Here is a 17,989-nt window from a genome sequence, read left to right on the forward strand (position 1 = left end):
TTGTTGGTTTGCGGGGGTTCAGGTCTGTTCAGCGTGATTGGGTGCGGCGCGTTCGGCGGCGATGAGCTCGTTGAGCCACTTGACCTCACGCTCGCTGGACTCCAGTCCGAGTTGATGCAGCTGGCGGGTGTAGCGGTCGAACGAGCTGCTAGCCCGGGCCACCGCGTCACGCAGGCCTTCCCGGCGTTCCTCCACCTGGCGGCGACGGCCTTCCAGGATGCGCATCCGCGCTTCGGCGGGGGTGCGGTTGAAAAACGCCAGGTGTACCCCGAAGCCATCGTCGGTGTAGTTGTGCGGGCCGGTGTCGGCAACCAGCTCGCCGAAGCGCCGACGGCCGGCATCGGTGAGCTGGTAGACCCGCCGGGCCCGCCGCACCGGCATCCCCGTGGGGGCGGCGTTCTCGGCGATCAACCCTTCGGCCTGCATGCGCCGCAGCGCGGGATACAGCGAGCCGTAGGAGAATGCCCGGAACGCGCCGAGCAGGCCGGTCAGGCGTTTGCGCAACTCATAGCCATGCATCGGCGATTCGATGAGCAGGCCCAGGATGGCGAGCTCCAGCATCGAACCACCTCCTTTGCATGCCTGGTTACGACGAACCGACGCCTCGCGCCATAGTATCGTCGCGATATATTCGCCACAACACAACCTACCGTTGGTGCGGTGTTAGTCACAGTTGGTTGGCGGGGAAAACCCGCTGAACGACGAGCCCGTTCGGGCTAGGACGGGTAGTTCACCTGTTTGATGGTACCGTCGCCGGCAAAGGCGATGTATCCACTGCCGTAGTCGCTCGAGACGTATAACTGTAGCGATATCGCCCCGGGGGTGGTCGGGTCGCTCGCGGGGTTGATGGACAGGTACATGTTGGTGACGTCTTTCGGCTTCATCCCCAGGGTCTCCGCGGCCCCGCGCATGATGCCCACTGCCGTCTTCACGTCGAACTTGCCCAGGTCGACGAGTGCGGTGTCGGCGCCGCTTCGGGCGCTGCCGGTGGGATCCCCCCAGCCGCCGCGGTAGGTGTAGCTCAAGATCCTGCGTTCGTCGGCGGGGTCTTTGCGGTCCAGCACCGCGTACTCGGGATAGATCACCATCCGGTAGCCCATCGTGTCCCCGAACCTCTTGCGGGTTTGTTCCAGCAGCCCGGTCAGCCCGCCCAACGAGTGCAATTGCTTGGGCGGTGTCAGCACCACCGCCGCGACCCCGTCGGGCTTGGCGCCCGGGTCCGTCGTGAAGTCCAGCGGCGAACGGGTGTTTCCGTACAGGCCCCAGCCGATCGCAACACCTAACAAGATCGAGACACCCAACGCGGCCGCCAGCAGGCCAAGGCTGTTGCGCTGACCCCGGGACTTGAGGGCCGGCACCTCCGCGGGCGCACTCTCGGATTGCAGGTCGGCGACCAGGTGCTGCAGGTCACCCAACGTCACCGCCTGGGTTGCCGTGGCGACCCGCTGGCGATGCTCCTCCATCGAGAGCTGGCCGTCGCTGAGGGCACTGTCGAGAATCTGGCAGGCGTCTTGCCGGTCGGTGTCCTTGGCCCGGGTCGCCGCCGAGCCTCCACGCGCGAGTGATGCGCCTAGCCATTTCGCCACGCCGATGATCGTAGAAGTCCCCGCCGGCAGGTGGTCAACGAATACCCAGGAGACGCGCGATAACGGCATTGTTGCGTATCGGTGGTGCGGATCGCGACGTACTCTGGTCAGCGTGCGACTGCAGCGACAGGTAGTGGACTACGCGCTTCGGCGGCGCTCACTGCTGGCCGAGGTGTATTCGGGGCGCACCGGTGTTTCCGAGGTGTGTGACGCGAATCCCTATCTGCTGCGCGCGGCGAAGTTTCACGGGAAACAAAGTCAGGTGATCTGCCCGATCTGCCGTAAAGAGCAGCTCACGCTGGTGTCTTGGGTGTTCGGTGACCACCTGGGCCCGGTGTCGGGTTCGGCGCGTACCGCCGAAGAGTTGATCACGTTGACCACCCGGTTCTCCGAGTTCGCGGTGCACGTTGTGGAGGTGTGCCGCACCTGCAGTTGGAATCACCTGGTGAAGTCCTATGTCCTGGGTGCGGCACGTCCCGCACGTCCCCCGCGGGGAACCGGTGGCAAGCGCACGGCGCGCAATGGAGCCCGCACTGCCAGTGAGTAACGAAGGGCGCCACCACCAGCCGCCCAGCGACGTTCGGGGCGGTCCAGCGGGCGACGACATGGGCGGCCAATCCGGCAACGACGAACGGTCGCGTTCGGCGCCGGTTCCGCGTCGTGCGGTTCCTCCCGACGACAGGATGACCACGATCATTCCTGCGGTGTCGGATCCTCGCTCAGCTCGCCACGCCGACCCGATCGAGGAAGTCAAGGCCGCCCTGGACAGTCCGCCCTCGACGCCCCTGCAGCGTGATCGACTCGATCAGGTCAAGGCCGCGCTCGACGCCCCGCCGACGCGGCCCATCCGCAGCCGGCGCAGCGGCGGTGGGCTTCCGCCCGATGGCGGGGCGCCTCCACCCGCGGGTCCCGCGGGGCCTTCAGGTCCAACAGGTCGCTCTCGCGCCCGGTCCCACCGGTCCACGACACAGCGCGACTGGCTGCGCCGGATCAACTGGAAATGGGTGCGGCGCTCGGTCTACCTGGCCGCGGCGGTGGTCATCCTGCTGCCCATCGTCACCTTCACCATGGCCTACTTCATCGTCGATGTGCCAAGGCCGGGCGACATCCGCACCAATCAGGTGTCCACGATCCTGGCTAGCGACGGCTCCGAGATCGCCAAGATCGTTCCCCCCGAAGGCAATCGGGTCGACGTCAACCTCAGTCAGGTGCCCGAGCATGTCCGCGCCGCGGTCATCGCCGCCGAAGACCGCGGCTTCTACTCCAACCCGGGGTTCTCCTTCAGCGGCTTCGCGCGAGCGATAAAGAACAACTTGTTCGGCGGTGACCTGCAAGGCGGCTCCACGATCACCCAGCAATACGTCAAGAACGCGTTGGTCGGCTCGGCGCAACACGGGTGGAGCGGCCTGATGCGCAAGGCCAAGGAACTCGTCATCGCCACCAAGATGTCGGGGGAGTGGTCCAAAGACGATGTCCTGCAGGCCTATCTCAACATCATCTACTTCGGCCGCGGCGCATACGGGATTTCGGCAGCGTCCAAGGCCTACTTCGACAAGCCGGTCGAGCAGCTCACCGTGTCGGAGGGAGCCCTGCTGGCGGCGTTGATTCGGCGGCCCTCCACGCTGGACCCGGCGGTGGATCCCGATGGGGCGCTGGCGCGCTGGAACTGGGTGCTCGACGGCATGGTGGATACCAAGGCGTTGTCCGCCAAAGACCGGGCCGAGCAGGTATTTCCCAGGACCGTGCCGCCGGATCAAGCCCGCGCGGCCAACCAGACCACCGGGCCCAACGGGCTGATCGAACGCCAGGTCACCAAAGAGTTGTTGGAGCTGTTCAACATCGATGAACAGACCCTGAACACGCAGGGGCTGCAGGTCACGACCACGATCGATGCCCAAGCGCAGCAGGCGGCCGAAAAGGCGGTAGCGAAATACCTCGACGGGCAGGATCCCGAGATGCGGGCCGCGGTGGTCTCCATCGACCCGCACAACGGGGCCGTGCGCGCCTATTACGGCGGCGACAACGCCAACGGGTTCGACTTCGCCCAGGCCGGGCTGCAGACGGGATCCTCGTTCAAGGTATTCGCCCTGGTGGCCGCCCTTGAACAGGGAATTGGCCTGGGCTATGACGTCGACAGTTCGCCACTGACGGTGGACGGCATCAAGATCACCAATGTCGAAGGCGAGAGCTGCGGTACCTGCAACATCGCGCAGGCGCTCAAGATGTCGCTGAACACCTCCTACTACCGGCTGATGCTCAAACTGAAGGGCGGCCCGGAGGCCGTCGCCGACGCCGCGCACCAGGCCGGCATTGCCACCAGCTTCCCGGGCGTGCCCCACACGCTGTCCGAGGACGGCAAGGGCGGACCGCCCAACAACGGGATTGTGCTGGGCCAGTATCAGACCCGGGTGATCGACATGGCTTCGGCCTACGCCACGCTGGCCGCATCCGGGATCTATCACCGGCCACATTTCGTGCAGAAAGTCGTCAACGCCGACGGCCGGGTTCTCTTCGACGCCTCCACCGAAGACAACACCGGTGACCAGCGCATCCCCAAGGCGGTAGCCGACAACGTCACCGCGGCAATGGAACCCATTGCCGGATATTCGCGTGGTCACAACCTGGCCGGCGGCCGGCCGTCGGCCTCCAAGACCGGCACGGTGCAGTTGGGCGACACCAGCGCCAACCGAGACGCCTGGATGGTCGGTTACACCCCGTCACTGTCGACGGCCGTGTGGGTGGGAACGGTCAAGGGTGACGAGCCGTTGGTGACCGCCTCGGGCGCACCGATTTACGGCTCGGGCCTGCCGTCGGACATCTGGAAAGCCACCATGGACGGTGCATTGAAGGGCACCGAGGTCGAGAGCTTCCCCAAGCCCACCGAGATCGGCGGCTACGCCGGCGTGCCGGCACCGCCTCCACCTCCACCGGAGGCGCCGCCGCCCTCGGAGACCGTCATCCAGCCCACGGTCGAGATAGCGCCCGGGATCACGATTCCCGTCGGGCCGCCAACCACCATCACTCTTGCTCCCGCTCCGCCACCAGGGGCGCCACCCGCCGACAATCCGCCACCGTGACGGACGCACGGACACCACGTTGCGCCACCTCGCCCGAACCGCTAGCCAGGGATCTGCGTAGCGCCGACTACCGCGATTTCCCCAGCCGCACTGATGTTTTGGGGTCCGCGCTGGCGGGTGTGATCGGTGGACCGGTAGGCCGCCACGCGCTGATCGGTCGCGCCCGATTCATGACCCCGGTGCGGGTGATGTTCTTGATGGCCTTGGTTTTTCTGGCGCTCGGATGGTCAACCAAGGCGGCCTGTCTACAGACCACCGGCACCGGTCCGGGCGACGAGCGGGTAGCCAACTGGGAAAACCAGCGTGCCTACTACGAACTGTGCTATTCCGATACGGTGCCGCTCTACGGGGCCGAACTGTTGAATCAGGGCAAATTCCCGTACAAGTCGAGCTGGATCGAGACCAACGGCGAAGGTACTCCCCAGATTCAGTACGACGGCCGAATTGCGGTGCGCTACATGGAATACCCGGTTTTGACCGGGGTCTACCAGTACCTGTCGATGGCGCTGGCCAAGACCTACACCGCATTGAGCAAGGTGGCCCCCTTGCCGGTGATCGCCGAAGTGGTGATGTTCTTCAATGCCGCGGCCTTGGGCCTGGCACTGGCCTGGCTGGCCACCGTCTGGGCCACCGCCGGGCTGGCGGGCCGACGGATCTGGGACGCGGCCCTGGTGGCGGCCTCACCGTTGGTGATCTTTCAGATATTCACCAATTTTGATGCGCTGGCAACGGCATTCGCGATGGGTGGCCTGCTGGCCTGGGCGCGACGCAAACCATGGCTGAGTGGTGTGCTGATCGGATTGGGCGCTGCTGCCAAGTTGTATCCGCTGCTGTTCCTGGGCGTGCTGGCGGTGCTGGGTATCCGGTCCGGACGACTCGGTGGCGTGCTGCGCGCCACGCTGGCGACCGCGGCAACCTGGCTGATGGTGAATCTGCCGGTCATGGTGTTCTATCCGCGGGGCTGGTCGGAGTTCTTCCGGCTCAACACCCGGCGCGGCGAAGACATGGATTCGCTGTACAACGTCATCAAGTCGTTCACCGGCTGGCGCGGTTTCGATCCCTCGCTGGGCTTCTGGGAGCCGCCGGTGGTGCTCAACACCGTGGTCACGGCGCTGTTTGGGCTGGCCTGTGCGGCCATTGTCTACATTGCGCTCACCGCGCCGCGGCGGCCGCGGCTGGCCCAAGTTGCATTCCTGGTGGTCGCCGCCTTCTTGTTGACCAACAAGGTTTGGAGTCCGCAGTTCTCGCTGTGGCTGGTCCCGCTGGCCGTGCTGGCGCTGCCGCATCGACGGGTTCTGCTGGCGTGGATGACAATTGACGCACTGGTGTGGGTACCGCGGATGTATTACCTCTATGGCAATGCCAGCCGTTCGTTGCCCGAACAGTGGTTCACCACAACGGTGCTGCTCCGTGACATCGCGGTGATGGCGCTGTGTGCATTGGTGATTCGACAGATCTACCGGCCCGAGGAGGACTTGGTGCGTTGGGACGGCCGAATCGACGATCCGGCGGGGGGCACTTTTGATCGCGCCGCCGATGCTCCTCCAGGGTGGTTGCCGGGTTGGCTGCGCCCGGTGCATTCACGACGGGTGACGGTGGCGGCCGCGCCCGAACCGGTCACGGTGGGGGGCCGGTGATGCAGGTCGCGATCCCGGTGTTTCCCCGGTTCACCGCGTTGGACGCGGTTGGCCCCTATGAAGTTCTGCAACGGATTCCGTCGATCGATGTGGTGTTCATCGGGCACCAGCGTGGTGAGGTGCGCACCGAAAACGGCATGCTCGGCGTGACCTGCGATGCCACCTTCGACGAAGTCGATGCGCCCGATGTCGTGGTGTTTCCCGGTGGCATCGGCACTCGGGGACTGTTCGAAGACGAAACCATCCGCGGCTGGCTGCAGGCGGTGCACCCGCACACCAGATTCACCACTTCGGTGTGTACCGGTGCGCTGCTGCTCGCCGCGGCCGGCTTGCTGGACGGATTGACCGCGACGACGCACTGGCGGGCCGCCGAACTGCTCAACGGGCTGGGTGCACGGTATGTGCCGCAACGAGTGGTCGAGCACCTGCCGCAACGGATCATCACCGCCGCCGGGGTGTCCAGCGGGATCGACATGGGATTGCGGCTGGTCGAGCTGCTGGTGGATCGCGAGGCCGCGCAGGCCACCCAACTGCTGATCGAGTACGACCCCGAGCCGCCGTTCGATGCCGGATCGCTGGCCAAGGCCGACGAAGGGGTCAGGGCCGGGGCGATCGAATTCCTCGACTCCCGCAAGTGAGCGGTCCATCCGATTTCGCAGGTTAAGCCGCGTCCGGTAGCCTGATGCGGTTGCCGACGCAGGCGACCCTTCTGCCGCGGAACTACCGTGGCCGTGCAGACCAGAGGAGGTGATGAGGTTCCCATGCGTCCATACGAAATCATGGTCATCCTTGACCCAACGCTCGACGAACGTACTGTTGCCCCGTCCCTGGAGACGTTCTTGAATGTCATCCGGAAAGACGGCGGAACGGTCGACAAGGTCGACATCTGGGGCCGGCGGCGCCTGGCCTACGAAATCGCCAAGCACGCCGAAGGCATCTACGCCGTCATCGACGTGAAGGCCGCCCCGGCGACGGTATCTGAGCTCGACCGCCAGCTGAGCCTGAACGAGTCGGTGCTGCGCACCAAGGTGCTGCGCACCAAGGTGATGCGCGCCGACAAGCGCTGACTGTCCGCTGTCAGCGCCGTTGCATAGGCTCGTGTGCAGGCTCGCTAAGACATGCTCATGACTACCCGCCAGGCGGATCCAGGAGGAAATTGTGGCTGGTGACACCACTATCACCGTTGTTGGAAACCTGACCGCTGACCCCGAATTGCGTTTTACGCCATCGGGTGCGGCCGTCGCGAATTTCACCGTGGCTTCCACGCCGCGGATCTACGACCGCCAAAGCGGTGAGTGGAAGGACGGCGAGGCGCTGTTCCTGCGCTGCAACATCTGGCGTGAGGCCGCTGAGAACGTCGCAGAAAGCCTTACCCGGGGAGCGCGCGTGATTGTCAGCGGGCGGCTCAAGCAGCGGTCCTTCGAAACCCGTGAGGGCGAGAAGCGCACCGTCGTCGAGGTCGAGGTCGAGGAGATCGGACCGTCGCTTCGGTACGCCACCGCCAAGGTCAACAAGGCCAGCCGCGGCGGCGGTGGTGGCGGCTTCGGCGGTGGCGGTGGGGCGCGTCAGGCGCCCGCGCAGGCCAGCAGCCCGGCAGGGGGCGACGACCCGTGGGGCAGTGCCCCGGCATCGGGTTCGTTCGGCGGCGACGACGAACCGCCCTTCTGAACCAACAGAATTTCAGACCAGTAAGAAACGGAAAGAAACAGACACATGGCCAAGTCCAACAAGCGTCGTCCGGCTCCGGAGAAGCCGGTCAAGATGCGCAAATGCGTCTTTTGCGCCAAGAAAGACCAAGCAATCGACTACAAGGACACCGCGCTGCTGCGGACCTACATCAGTGAGCGCGGCAAGATCCGTGCCCGCCGGGTCACCGGCAACTGTGTGCAGCACCAGCGTGACATCGCCCTGGCGGTGAAGAACGCTCGCGAGGTCGCGTTGCTGCCCTTCACCTCGTCGGCGCGGTAATCGACGGTAATCGCTGAAAGCCCAACGAAAGTACGTATAACGATGAAGCTGATACTGACGGCTGACGTCGACCACCTCGGTTCCGTCGGCGACACAGTCGAGGTCAAGGACGGGTACGGCCGCAACTTCCTACTACCGCGAGGGATGGCGATCGTCGCCTCGCGAGGTGCGCAGAAGCAGGCCGATGAGATCCGCCGGTCCCGCGAGACCAAGGCGGTACGCGACCGCGAACACGCCAACGAGATCAAGACCGCCATCCAGGCGCTCGGCTCGGTCGCGTTGCCGGTGAAGACGGCTGCCGACTCCGGCAAGCTGTTCGGCTCGGTCACCGCTGGTGACGTCGTGGCCGCCATCAAGAAGGCGGGCGGGCCGAACCTCGACAAGCGGATCGTGCGGCTGCCCAAGGCCCACATCAAGGCGGTGGGCACCCATCCCGTGGTGATGCATTTGCACCCCGAGATCGAGGTGGAGCTCTCCGTCGACGTGGTCGCGGAAAGCTAGCCCGCACTAACAAGCAATGTCCCCGGTGGCGGCCAGTGGCCGCCACCGGGTTTTGTGCTGCTCGGAGCCATATCCGAGATAGCTGGGAAGCGCGATGCGGCGGTGCCCGGCTGGCGAACTTTCCAGAGCATGGTTTCGGACGTGCCTCGTTACCACTGATTAACTTGGGGAAAATCTCGGCGAAAACCAACACGCCCGACGCAGTAACCTGACCCGACACGCCGAAGAGATTCTTGTCCACACTGAATGTCTGGCGTTGGATAGCGGTCACCTGCAGTGATGTATAGAAGGTCGGCCTTGATCCACAGGTTTTCCATACCCCCTCACCACCGGCGTCAATGGATATGCACACACGATGCACAGGTTCATAAACAGCAGGCACTTGGAGTACTCGCCAGCAACGTCTAGCATCGTCCCGTCGCAAGACGATGGGTGTGTGGGAGTGGGGGTTGTCGGTGCGGTGACTTACGCTCTGAAACTCAGCGATCGAATGTACGTTCGGATGCTTATTTCGGAGGAGGTGAGAGCCAATGGCTGTCGTTGACGACCTCGCGCACTCGGACAACATGGATGCCCCGCCGCCGAGTGAAGACTTCGGCCGGCAGCCGCCGCAGGATCTCGCCGCGGAGCAGTCGGTGCTGGGCGGGATGCTGTTGAGCAAGGACGCCGTCGCCGATGTGCTCGAGCGGCTGCGGCCCGGTGACTTCTACCGTCCGGCTCACCAGAACATTTATGACGCCATTCTGGATCTCTATGGGCGCGGGGAGCCGGCCGACGCGGTGACGGTGGCCGCCGAGTTGGATCGGCGCGGCCTGCTGCGGCGTATCGGCGGTGCGCCCTATTTGCACACCCTGATCTCAACGGTGCCGACCGCCGCCAACGCCGGCTACTACGCGGGCATCGTCGGCGAGAAGGCGCTGCTGCGCCGTCTGGTGGAGGCCGGCACGCGGGTGGTGCAATACGGCTATGCCGGTGCCGAGGGCGCCGATGTGGCCGAGGTGGTCGACCGCGCGCAGGCCGAGATCTACGACGTCGCCGATCGGCGGCTGTCCGAGGATTTCGTGCCGCTGGAAGATCTGCTGCAGCCAACGATGGACGAGATCGACGCCATCGCTTCCAACGGTGGGATCTCGCGCGGTGTGCCGACCGGATTCACCGAACTCGATGAGGTGACAAACGGCCTGCACCCGGGGCAGATGATCATCGTCGCGGCGCGGCCGGGTGTGGGCAAGTCCACGTTGGGCCTGGACTTCATGCGCTCCTGCTCGATCAAGCACCAGATGGCCAGCGTCATCTTCTCGCTGGAAATGAGCAAGACCGAGATCGTGATGCGATTGCTGTCAGCGGAGGCGAAAATCAAACTCGCCGACATGCGTTCGGGCCGGATGACCGACGATGACTGGACCCGGCTGGCGCGTCGGATGAGCGAGATCAGCGAGGCGCCGCTGTATATCGATGACTCGCCGAACCTGACCATGATGGAGATCCGGGCCAAGGCGCGCAGACTGCGCCAGAAGGCGAACCTGAAGCTCGTGGTCGTCGACTATCTGCAGCTGATGACCTCCGGCAAGAAGCACGAGTCGCGGCAGGTGGAAGTCTCGGAGTTCTCCCGGCATCTGAAGCTCTTGGCCAAAGAGATCGAGGTCCCGGTGGTCGCGATCAGCCAGCTCAACCGTGGTCCCGAGCAACGTACCGACAAGAAGCCGATGCTTTCGGACCTGCGTGAGTCGGGCTCGCTGGAGCAGGACGCCGACATGGTCATTCTGCTCAACCGCCCGGATGCATTCGAGCGGGACGACCCACGTGGGGGAGAAGCGGATTTCATTCTGGCCAAGCACCGGAACGGTCCGACCAAGACGGTGACCGTCGCGCACCAGTTGCACCTGTCGCGCTTTGCCAACATGGCCAGATGAGCCGCGGCAGCTATTGGGTCTCACGGATCGTGGCGGAATCTCGCGCGCGATGGCGGATCCGCCAAGTTCGTGAAGCACGCCGGCGGGTCGACGAATCCGAGGGCCTCGCCCGCAGCCATGTGACGATCAGCTCACCGAAGCAGCTTGATTCGATTGCCGGGCCGAGGTGATCGCCCTGGGTCGCAATGGAGGCAATGCGTCGACCACCAGTGGCCCAGTGGACTGCGGCCAGGATCGACGAACTTGTCAACGCGGCTGAATCGAGGACTCGCTCGCCGGCGGCTGTGACTGCCATGGGACGTCCGCGCTCGATGCGCCCGATCTGCAGTGTCAGGGGGGCGATGAGTGATGGCTGTGCGCGGGGATGACAGGGAGCTTAGCGGCTCTGCGTGCCCAGCAGCCCAGTTGTTGTGCGGTAGGCGCGGCAGGCCGTACCCACGGCGAGGATGAAATCCGGGCTCGCTGCCCTCGCAGCGGCGTATCCGTGGCGTGAATTCCGCTGGCGCGCAGGGCAGGAGCACTTATCGGACGGCCACCGAGGGTCGGCGTGGCAGAGTTGATCCCGTGGACGGTCTCGAGATGGCCACCGCCGAGCGGACAGAGCTGGCCGATCTGCTGGCGACTTTGACGCCCGAGCAGTGGGAGGCGCAGTCATTGTGTGAGCGCTGGCGGGTGCGCGACGTGGTCGCTCATGTGATGAGCTTCGACGACGCCAGTCTGCTCGGCATGTTTGGCCGTGTCATCCGCGGTCGGATCATTGACGCCAACCAGGTGTGGGTCGACGAACTCGCATCGCTGAGCACCGAACAGCTGCTCGACCAACTGCGGGCTCGGCTGCGGCCGCGGGGGCTGGCCACGACCTTCGGAGGCCGGCTCGCGCTGCTCGACGTCACCATCCATCATCAAGACATCCGCCGCCCGCTCGGTCTGCCGCGCCAGATCCCGGCCGAACGGCTGCGTTGCGTGCTGGGTGACAGCCTGCGCACCCCCGAGCTGCCAGGGTGGCACCTGGCCCGCGGTGTACGCTTGACCACGAGCGACCTGGACTGGAGTCACGGCAGCGGACCAGAGCTGACCGGATCGGCGGAAGCCGTGCTGATGGCGGTCTCCGGTCGGCACAGTGCCATCGGGGAGCTGGCCGGCCCCGGGCAGCAGGTGCTGGCTCGGCGGCTCGCCCGCAGACAACGCCGGACCCATGATCGCGCGCGGTCTCGTCCGCGGTAGCAGTGAGAGCGGATCCGCCAATTCCGTGCGGCACGCGGGTTGTTCAATCCGACGAGCGCGTTGCGGTGACCCCCCTGATGATGGCGCGGCTGGGGCGAGACGGCTCCTGACCTGAGCGCGCGGCGGTGTCAGCCTCTGCGGGCGACGTCTTGGCTGAGGATCTTGGGCCAGGTCACGACATCGGCCGGGGTGTGCGCCACGGTGAGCGTCGACTGCGGCAGCAGTGCGGCAAGTGATTCCGCGGTCGACAGCGGATGCGCCGGGTCGTTGATCCAGGCCAGGATCGTGGTCGGCACATCGATTCGTGCTAGGGCTTCACTGGTGGGAAGGTCGCTGAGAGCCGCACCGCGAAACAGTGATGGCAGCAACGCATCGGCGACATCGGGAACTGTTTCGGGCGCGCCGACCGTGGCTGGTGGCGGAGTCGCCGCACGCCCCCAGGCGATGAATGCCCCGACTCCCTCGGTTTCGATGATCTCGGCCGCCACCCGGTAATTGGCGGCCTGCGCGGGCCGGGTGTGCCACGCGGTGGCCGGCACCATCAGCGTGAGACCGGCGAAGCGGTCCGGCTCGCGGGCGGCAGCGTGCAGCAGTGTGCCGGTACCCATGGATGGGCCGACCCCATGCACCTGTTCGCCGGGAAACCATTTGTCGAGCAGCCGTAGAAGATCCTCGGCAAGGCGTTCCCACCGGTAATCTTGGGGAACCTTGCGCCCGGTCGACTTGCCGTGGCCGCGTGCGTCGTAGCGCAGCAAGCGGGTCCCGCTGAGCCCCCTGCCGAGGTCAAGATTGAGCACCCGGTCACGCGCCCGGCTGGAGGTAAGTCCGTGCAGTTGAACTACCGGGTGACCACCTTCGTCGCTCAGCTCTACCGCAAGCTCTGCTCCCGATACCACGAAAGTGGACATCGCGCGACTCTTTTCACGATCGGCCGACTCGTCCCGGAGCCGACCGCGCTGACTGAGCATTCAGGCTATCTGGGGCGTTAGGGTACCGCCATGCGGCTGACCAACGTGGCGCACTTGCGGCTACCGTTCGGACGACTCTGGGGCTATGACGTGTCGGTGTCTGACCTCGGTCGGCAGCTTCCGGTGTCTTTTGACCAGCGCATACACGTAGCCGAGGGTGCGCGACCCGGCTCCTGGATGGCTCTGTCCATTCGATTGCCGGCTGGGGTCAGCCGGCAATCGCTGGCCGATGCGTGGCTGGGCGTGATCGCCCGCCACGGCACTCTGCGAACGGCATTCACACTCGGGGCGGACGGCGATCCGCAGCTGCATGAGATCGATGTTCAACCCGGCAAGTGGGTCGAGCATGAGATCGCCGCGGGCCAGGAGGTCAACGACGCACTGCGAGTAGTTCTCAACGCGACGTGTTCGCCCTATCAGCGGCCCTCACATCGGCTCTGCGTGTTGGAGACTGCCGCCGGATTGACGGTGGTCATCGCTGCCGACCACGCACATGTGGACATGTGGTCGATGCTCGTGATTGCCCGGGACCTGTTGTCGATGCTCGCCGACGCGAGGACCGGACGTACGTCGTCTCTGCAGCCGCGGCCCGCGTTTGTGGTGCACACCCAAGCGCTACTGGACCGTCCCCCGGCGCCGGATCGCGTGCGTGCGCGGTGGGCCCAAATCATCAGCGACAGTGGTGGGGTCATGCCGCGGTTTCCGCTGCCGTTGGGTGAGTCTGGGCCGCATCCGGAACGCGTCGAAGTGCGTGATGTGTTCGATGTCGATGACGGCGCCGCGTTCGCCGCGCAGGCACGCAATGACGGCGTCTCGACGTTGGCACTCGCGGTGGTCGCCATGACTGCGGTAACCCGCGAGTTGGCGGGAGCGCCGCTGCGCGCAGTCTTCCCCGTGCACAGCCGATTTGAAGAAAAGTGGCACGACTCGGTCGGCTGGTTCATCACCAATTCGGTGCTGGAGTCCGCGGTCGTCGAGCCGAACGCCGCGGCCGCCGCCGTCAAAGAAGCGGTGCAGCTTGGTTCCTGGCCACTCGCCGACGTACTGGCTCCGTGGGGCGGAATGCCAATGGCGCCTGGCATGTTCGCCATCTCCTGGCTGGACCAACTTAGACTTCCGGTGCGCATCGACTCGGTCGGACTCGACGCCCAGTATGTGAGCGCGAGGATCCACACCGACGGCGTCATGCTCTGGTTCATTCAGGACGAATCCGGCCTGCATCTGCGATGCCGCTACCCAGATACCGCGGAGGCGCGAACCAACGTGGGGTCCTGGCTGGACCTGCTGGTGGCGCGCCTGCAGGCACTGGCGCAGTCCTCGGTGCGAGGACTGTTGCGGGTAGCAGGGCGCACCTTCCGGGTGCAGCGCGCGACGCGCGAACACGTGGGAGTGATCGCCGAGCTGCTCTCCGACGACGAATTCGGTCAGGATCGCGAAGGCGCCGGACTCGAACGCTACGAGGCGGCCTACGACGTCCTCGTTCGCAACCGATCCAACTATCTCGGAGTCGTCCTGAACGGTTCAGACATGGTCGTCGCGACCGTGCAATTGACCATCATTCCCGGCCTGTCCCGCGGCGGCGCCACTCGGCTGCAGATCGAGGGATTACGGGTCGCCAAAGCCGAACGCGCACAGGGCCTCGGTACCGCACTCGTCGAGTGGGCACACAACTACGGCCGAGCTCACGGGGCGCAGTTGGCGCAGGTGACCACGGACGAGGCACGCGAAAGGGCTCGGGCGTTCTATCGCCGGCTCGGGTACCACGCTGCCCACGTCGGGCTGAAACGCACCATCTGAGTCCGGTGTCTGCGCTCGTGCTCGGTGGGGTTCTTGAAGACACCGGTGCGACCAGCGATTCTTCGATGACATGCGCCACGATCCGCAGCAAGGCTGCGTCGCCATGTCAGGGGCGCGAGGGTAGCTCCGAGGTCCTATTCACCCGGTCATTCGGGGTCGATCAACGAGCGCAGCAGCGGTGTAACAAGTCGCAGGATGTCGTCGATGTCGGCGTTGACCAAATCGGGCATCCGCAGAATGAACCGCTGGCTGGCGATGCCCATCAAGATGGCGCCGGCCACCGCGGCACGCAGCCTGGCGTCGGTGGCGTCGATGGTGGCCGCTACCGCGTCCACGCCCTGCGTGGTGATGTGCCTGCGCAGGATGTCAGCGGCGTCTTCGCTGGTCATGCTGGTGCGCAGCAGCACGGCCATGGGGCTATTGGGATCGGCGGCCCAGGCAGTAAGCATGGCGCGTGCGTAGTTTTCGGTCGTTTGCCCCGCGTCGTCGGTGCTCAGTTGGGCCACCGGGATGTCCCAATGCACGGCTTCGTGAAACAGCGCCTGCTTGGTGCCGAAGTATTTGATGATCGAGGACTTGTCCACGCCCGCAGCGGCGGCGATGCCCCGTATCGTGGCGCGTTCGTAGCCGACCTCGGCGAAGACAGCGCGAGCGGCATCGAGGATGCGCCGCCGGGTCCGTTGCCCCTTGCGTTCGGTGCTCGGTACGGATTCGAGGGGGCCTTCGGGAACCTGTTCTCCGATAGTCACCAGTGCCTCTTCCGCGTCGTTGTGTGAGCGATTATGCCCCGGATCAGCAAAAGTAGACACTCGGTGCGAAATCGTCCACCCTTGCGGAAGGCCCCTACGTGGCCGTCAGACCGAAGAAACCCGCTAGGGAAGGACCCCCACGTGACAGAACCGCGGATGGATTGGGACAGCGCCTACCGGCAAGACGTTCGGCCGCCCTGGAGCATCGGTGCACCGCAGCCGGAACTGGCCGCTCTCATCGAAGGGGGCAAGGTGCGCAGCGAGGTTCTCGACGCTGGATGCGGGGAGGCTGAACTGTCCCTTGCGCTTGCCGCGCAAGGGTATTCGGTCGTGGGCCTCGACGCCAGCGCGACCGCCATCGCCACCGCCAGTGCGGCGGCGGCCGAGCGAGGACTGACCACGGCCACCTTCGCTGCGGCCGATGTCACTGCCTTCGACGGATACGACGGCAGGTTCAACACGGTGATGGAAAGCGGATTACTGCACGCCCTGCCCGTGCAGCGCCGCCAGGCCTACGTGCAGGCCATCCACCGGGCGGCGGCTCCGGGTGCGGGACTGTTCATCCTGGCGTTTGCCCAGCGGCCATTTGGCGATGGGATGCCAGGTCCTAACGGTTTCACCGCCGAAGAGCTGCGCGACACGGTGGCAACGCAATGGACCGTCGATGAAGTGCGCCCGGCCACGCTCTATGCCAATGATGTGCAGCTGGCGGCGGGGTCTGCGCCGGGCGTCGAGGCGCAGCGAGACGACAAGGGCCGGTTGATGTTCCCGGGATTTCTTCTCCTCGCGCACAAGGGCTGAGGATGACTGAGCCACCCGAGAACGCATTCACCTCGGACGCCCACGGGCCGCCATCTCAGGGAACTCCGGGTCTATGGGCTCACGCAATGGGGCCGACGTGATGGCGGCCCTCATGGGCAGAAACACCGCAGGGAGAAAAGTCACTAGCATGACCACGCTGGCGTATACGAACACCACGGTGTACGCCTGAGACAGGTCGTGCAACAGGTTGGCCCCAAAATCGGGATTGAGGGTTCGCGGCGGTATCTGCGAAGGGGCCAGGGGGATCCCCCGTCTGGTCGCGCTTTCGTTAAGGGCTTCGAGGCGGTTCGCCGCGGCAATGTTGGCGCTGCGATTGAACTGGCTGGTCAGTATGACCGACATCAGTGCGGTGCTTGCCGAGGCGGACAGCTGTTGATTGACGCTAACCAGGGTCGAACCCCGCGCGATTTGGTGCGGGGCCAGGGTCTGCACCGCCACCGTGGTGAGTTGCAGCATGATGGAGCCTATGCCCATACCCACGATCGTCAGCCCGATAAGCAGGGTGGGTACGTAAGCGGCGTGCTCGGCGGCGCCGAACGCGAGAGTGCCCATGCCAACGCTGATCAGCGTTACGCCGCCCAACACCACCTTGCCGGCGCCGTGTCTGTCCATCAAGACGCCGGAGGTCGGTATGGTCACCGCGGCACCGAGCCCAAGCGGAATCATGTGTATGCCGACCTGCAACGGTGTTTCACGCAACAGCTGCTGAAAGTAACTTGGCACCAGCAGCACGGCCCCGGAAAACCCCGCGGCGACAAAGACTATCGTCGCATTGGCGACGGTCACCACCCGGTTCCTGAACAGCCGCAGATCTATCAGCGGACGGTCGGCGCGATAGAGAGCATGAAAGACGAAGGCGCCCATCAGAACCAGCCCGGCGGTCGCCGGTATCAAGACATGGCGATCAGCTACGGTCCCGCGGGCTGGAACAGTCGACAATCCGAAGAGAAATGTTGCCAGCCCGGGTGACAGTAGCAGCATGCCGACTATGTCGAGGGTTTCTGACGGTGCTGTGTGATCTCCGGGAAACGCGATGGCTGCAAGGGCTACCGTGATCAAGCCGATCGGCACATTGATCCAGAAAATCCACTGCCACCCGTAGTCGTCGATGAGCCAGCCGCCGAGGATCGGCCCAGCCATCGGGCCAAGTAGTAGCGGTATGCCCATCACCGACATGAGCCGAGCGAGTCGGTTGGGGCCCGCCTCGCGAGCCAAGATGGTAATGACCAGTGGCATCAATATGCCGCCACCACCGCCCTGAACCGCGCGGAAGATGATCAGACACGCGATGTTCGGGGCGACAGCGCACAACACTGAACCTAGGGTGAACCCCAACACCGAAATCATGAAGAGTCGCTTGGTGCCGATCCGGTCGGCCGCCCAGCCTGACAACGGGATAGCCGCGGCTTCGGTCAGTGTGTAGGCGGTCACCGTCCAAGCGACGACGGGTTGATTTGAGCCAAAGGTGACGATCAGACTGCGCTGCGCGACACTGACGGCAGTATTGGCCAAATTCACTGCGACCGAAGCGAACACGCAGATTCCAGCAATCCGAAGCAGCGAACCGTCGAGTCTATCGGCGTGGCGCTCTCCCGCCGCCACTGAACTCCCCGTGCTCCCATCGGGCCGTCCCGGCAGATTTTGTTGCAACGCGGTAGCTTTCGCAGGAGTGGTATTCATCGGCAGCCGTTATACGCACGGCCTGGACAGCATCGGACCACCCAGGTTCGGCGGCTCGGTAGCGTGA

Annotated in this window: 17 protein-coding genes; 12 read left to right on the forward strand and 5 right to left on the reverse strand. The window is 65.0% G+C overall.

Annotation, left to right across the window (positions count from 1 at the left end; genetic code table 11):
• Window positions 1-18 precede the first annotated feature (18 nt).
• Together CKW46_RS02680 and CKW46_RS02685 are read right to left on the reverse strand one after the other, a co-directional pair.
• Window positions 19-561 carry a PadR family transcriptional regulator gene (locus CKW46_RS02680; protein ID WP_011738463.1) on the reverse strand — a complete coding sequence of 181 codons (543 nt, stop codon included), beginning with the start codon at window positions 559-561 and terminating at the stop codon, window positions 19-21.
• Between the two features lie 155 nt (window positions 562-716).
• Window positions 717-1,586: a DUF1707 SHOCT-like domain-containing protein gene (locus CKW46_RS02685; RefSeq protein WP_012392072.1), complete on the reverse strand. Its 870-nt coding sequence runs from the start codon at window positions 1,584-1,586 to the stop codon at window positions 717-719.
• 112 nt (window positions 1,587-1,698) lie between these two features.
• Between CKW46_RS02685 and CKW46_RS02690 the strand changes: the two genes are divergently transcribed.
• The 10 genes from CKW46_RS02690 to CKW46_RS02735 all read left to right on the forward strand — a co-directional run bounded on the left by CKW46_RS02690 (window position 1,699) and on the right by CKW46_RS02735 (window position 11,906).
• The gene (locus tag CKW46_RS02690) at window positions 1,699-2,133 is read left to right on the forward strand and encodes a DUF5318 family protein (protein ID WP_161964885.1); all 435 of its coding nucleotides are present in this window, start codon (window positions 1,699-1,701) and stop codon (window positions 2,131-2,133) included.
• Complete coding sequence (locus CKW46_RS02695) at window positions 2,126-4,663, forward strand: transglycosylase domain-containing protein (RefSeq protein WP_482052768.1); 2,538 nt, start codon at window positions 2,126-2,128, stop codon at window positions 4,661-4,663. Before CKW46_RS02690 ends, CKW46_RS02695 begins: the two co-directional genes overlap by 8 nt.
• Window positions 4,660-6,300, forward strand: coding sequence for a glycosyltransferase family 87 protein (locus tag CKW46_RS02700; protein WP_482052769.1), 1,641 nt, complete (start codon window positions 4,660-4,662; stop codon window positions 6,298-6,300). Before CKW46_RS02695 ends, CKW46_RS02700 begins: the two co-directional genes overlap by 4 nt.
• Window positions 6,300-6,938: a DJ-1/PfpI family protein gene (locus CKW46_RS02705; RefSeq protein ID WP_015353935.1), complete on the forward strand. Its 639-nt coding sequence runs from the start codon at window positions 6,300-6,302 to the stop codon at window positions 6,936-6,938. Before CKW46_RS02700 ends, CKW46_RS02705 begins: the two co-directional genes overlap by 1 nt.
• A gap of 123 nt (window positions 6,939-7,061) precedes the next feature.
• Window positions 7,062-7,367, forward strand: coding sequence for a 30S ribosomal protein S6 (gene rpsF, locus CKW46_RS02710; RefSeq protein WP_117437366.1), 306 nt, complete (start codon window positions 7,062-7,064; stop codon window positions 7,365-7,367).
• A gap of 91 nt (window positions 7,368-7,458) precedes the next feature.
• The gene (locus CKW46_RS02715) at window positions 7,459-7,968 is read left to right on the forward strand and encodes a single-stranded DNA-binding protein (protein WP_015353936.1); all 510 of its coding nucleotides are present in this window, start codon (window positions 7,459-7,461) and stop codon (window positions 7,966-7,968) included.
• 45 nt (window positions 7,969-8,013) lie between these two features.
• Entirely contained in the window at window positions 8,014-8,268 is a 255-nt protein-coding gene (gene rpsR / locus CKW46_RS02720) for a 30S ribosomal protein S18 (RefSeq protein ID WP_117437335.1), read from the forward strand.
• Window positions 8,269-8,310: 42 nt separating this feature from the next.
• The gene (rplI, locus tag CKW46_RS02725) at window positions 8,311-8,769 is read left to right on the forward strand and encodes a 50S ribosomal protein L9 (RefSeq protein ID WP_012392078.1); all 459 of its coding nucleotides are present in this window, start codon (window positions 8,311-8,313) and stop codon (window positions 8,767-8,769) included.
• 530 nt (window positions 8,770-9,299) lie between these two features.
• Window positions 9,300-10,682, forward strand: a complete 1,383-nt coding sequence (dnaB, locus tag CKW46_RS02730) for a replicative DNA helicase (RefSeq protein WP_012392079.1) — start codon at window positions 9,300-9,302, stop codon at window positions 10,680-10,682.
• A gap of 564 nt (window positions 10,683-11,246) precedes the next feature.
• Window positions 11,247-11,906, forward strand: coding sequence for a maleylpyruvate isomerase family mycothiol-dependent enzyme (locus CKW46_RS02735; protein WP_020785417.1), 660 nt, complete (start codon window positions 11,247-11,249; stop codon window positions 11,904-11,906).
• Between the two features lie 128 nt (window positions 11,907-12,034).
• Here CKW46_RS02735 and CKW46_RS02740 read toward each other — a convergent pair whose 3' ends face one another.
• Window positions 12,035-12,814, reverse strand: coding sequence for an alpha/beta fold hydrolase (locus CKW46_RS02740; protein WP_015353938.1), 780 nt, complete (start codon window positions 12,812-12,814; stop codon window positions 12,035-12,037).
• 90 nt (window positions 12,815-12,904) lie between these two features.
• Here CKW46_RS02740 and CKW46_RS02745 point away from each other — a divergent pair, with 90 nt between their 5' ends.
• Window positions 12,905-14,671: a GNAT family N-acetyltransferase gene (locus CKW46_RS02745; protein WP_482052771.1), complete on the forward strand. Its 1,767-nt coding sequence runs from the start codon at window positions 12,905-12,907 to the stop codon at window positions 14,669-14,671.
• Window positions 14,672-14,817: 146 nt separating this feature from the next.
• On the opposite strand, the gene CKW46_RS02750 is transcribed toward CKW46_RS02745, so the two are convergent.
• Window positions 14,818-15,420: a TetR/AcrR family transcriptional regulator gene (locus CKW46_RS02750; RefSeq protein ID WP_117437330.1), complete on the reverse strand. Its 603-nt coding sequence runs from the start codon at window positions 15,418-15,420 to the stop codon at window positions 14,818-14,820.
• Window positions 15,421-15,561: 141 nt separating this feature from the next.
• Here CKW46_RS02750 and CKW46_RS02755 point away from each other — a divergent pair, with 141 nt between their 5' ends.
• Window positions 15,562-16,221: a class I SAM-dependent methyltransferase gene (locus CKW46_RS02755; protein WP_015353941.1), complete on the forward strand. Its 660-nt coding sequence runs from the start codon at window positions 15,562-15,564 to the stop codon at window positions 16,219-16,221.
• 27 nt (window positions 16,222-16,248) lie between these two features.
• Here the strand turns inward: CKW46_RS02755 and CKW46_RS02760 are convergent, their stop codons facing one another.
• Window positions 16,249-17,844 (reverse strand): DHA2 family efflux MFS transporter permease subunit, encoded by a 1,596-nt coding sequence (locus tag CKW46_RS02760; protein WP_117437328.1) that lies wholly within the window; start codon window positions 17,842-17,844, stop codon window positions 16,249-16,251.
• Window positions 17,845-17,989 lie beyond the last annotated feature (145 nt).

Source organism: Mycobacterium liflandii (genome assembly GCF_022354805.1).
GTDB lineage: Bacteria > Actinomycetota > Actinomycetes > Mycobacteriales > Mycobacteriaceae > Mycobacterium > Mycobacterium marinum.

What these genes read in the sequence shown, in the direction of transcription:
- CKW46_RS02680 (WP_011738463.1), bottom strand. Translation starts at nt 561, where the DNA reads ATGCTGGAGCTCGCCATCCTGGGCCTGCTCATCGAATCGCCGATGCAT.
- CKW46_RS02705 (WP_015353935.1), top strand. Translation starts at nt 6,300, where the DNA reads ATGCAGGTCGCGATCCCGGTGTTTCCCCGGTTCACCGCGTTGGACGCG.
- rpsF (WP_117437366.1), top strand. Translation starts at nt 7,062, where the DNA reads ATGCGTCCATACGAAATCATGGTCATCCTTGACCCAACGCTCGACGAA.
- rpsR (WP_117437335.1), top strand. Translation starts at nt 8,014, where the DNA reads ATGGCCAAGTCCAACAAGCGTCGTCCGGCTCCGGAGAAGCCGGTCAAG.
- rplI (WP_012392078.1), top strand. Translation starts at nt 8,311, where the DNA reads ATGAAGCTGATACTGACGGCTGACGTCGACCACCTCGGTTCCGTCGGC.
- dnaB (WP_012392079.1), top strand. Translation starts at nt 9,300, where the DNA reads ATGGCTGTCGTTGACGACCTCGCGCACTCGGACAACATGGATGCCCCG.
- CKW46_RS02740 (WP_015353938.1), bottom strand. Translation starts at nt 12,814, where the DNA reads ATGTCCACTTTCGTGGTATCGGGAGCAGAGCTTGCGGTAGAGCTGAGC.
- CKW46_RS02745 (WP_482052771.1), top strand. Translation starts at nt 12,905, where the DNA reads ATGCGGCTGACCAACGTGGCGCACTTGCGGCTACCGTTCGGACGACTC.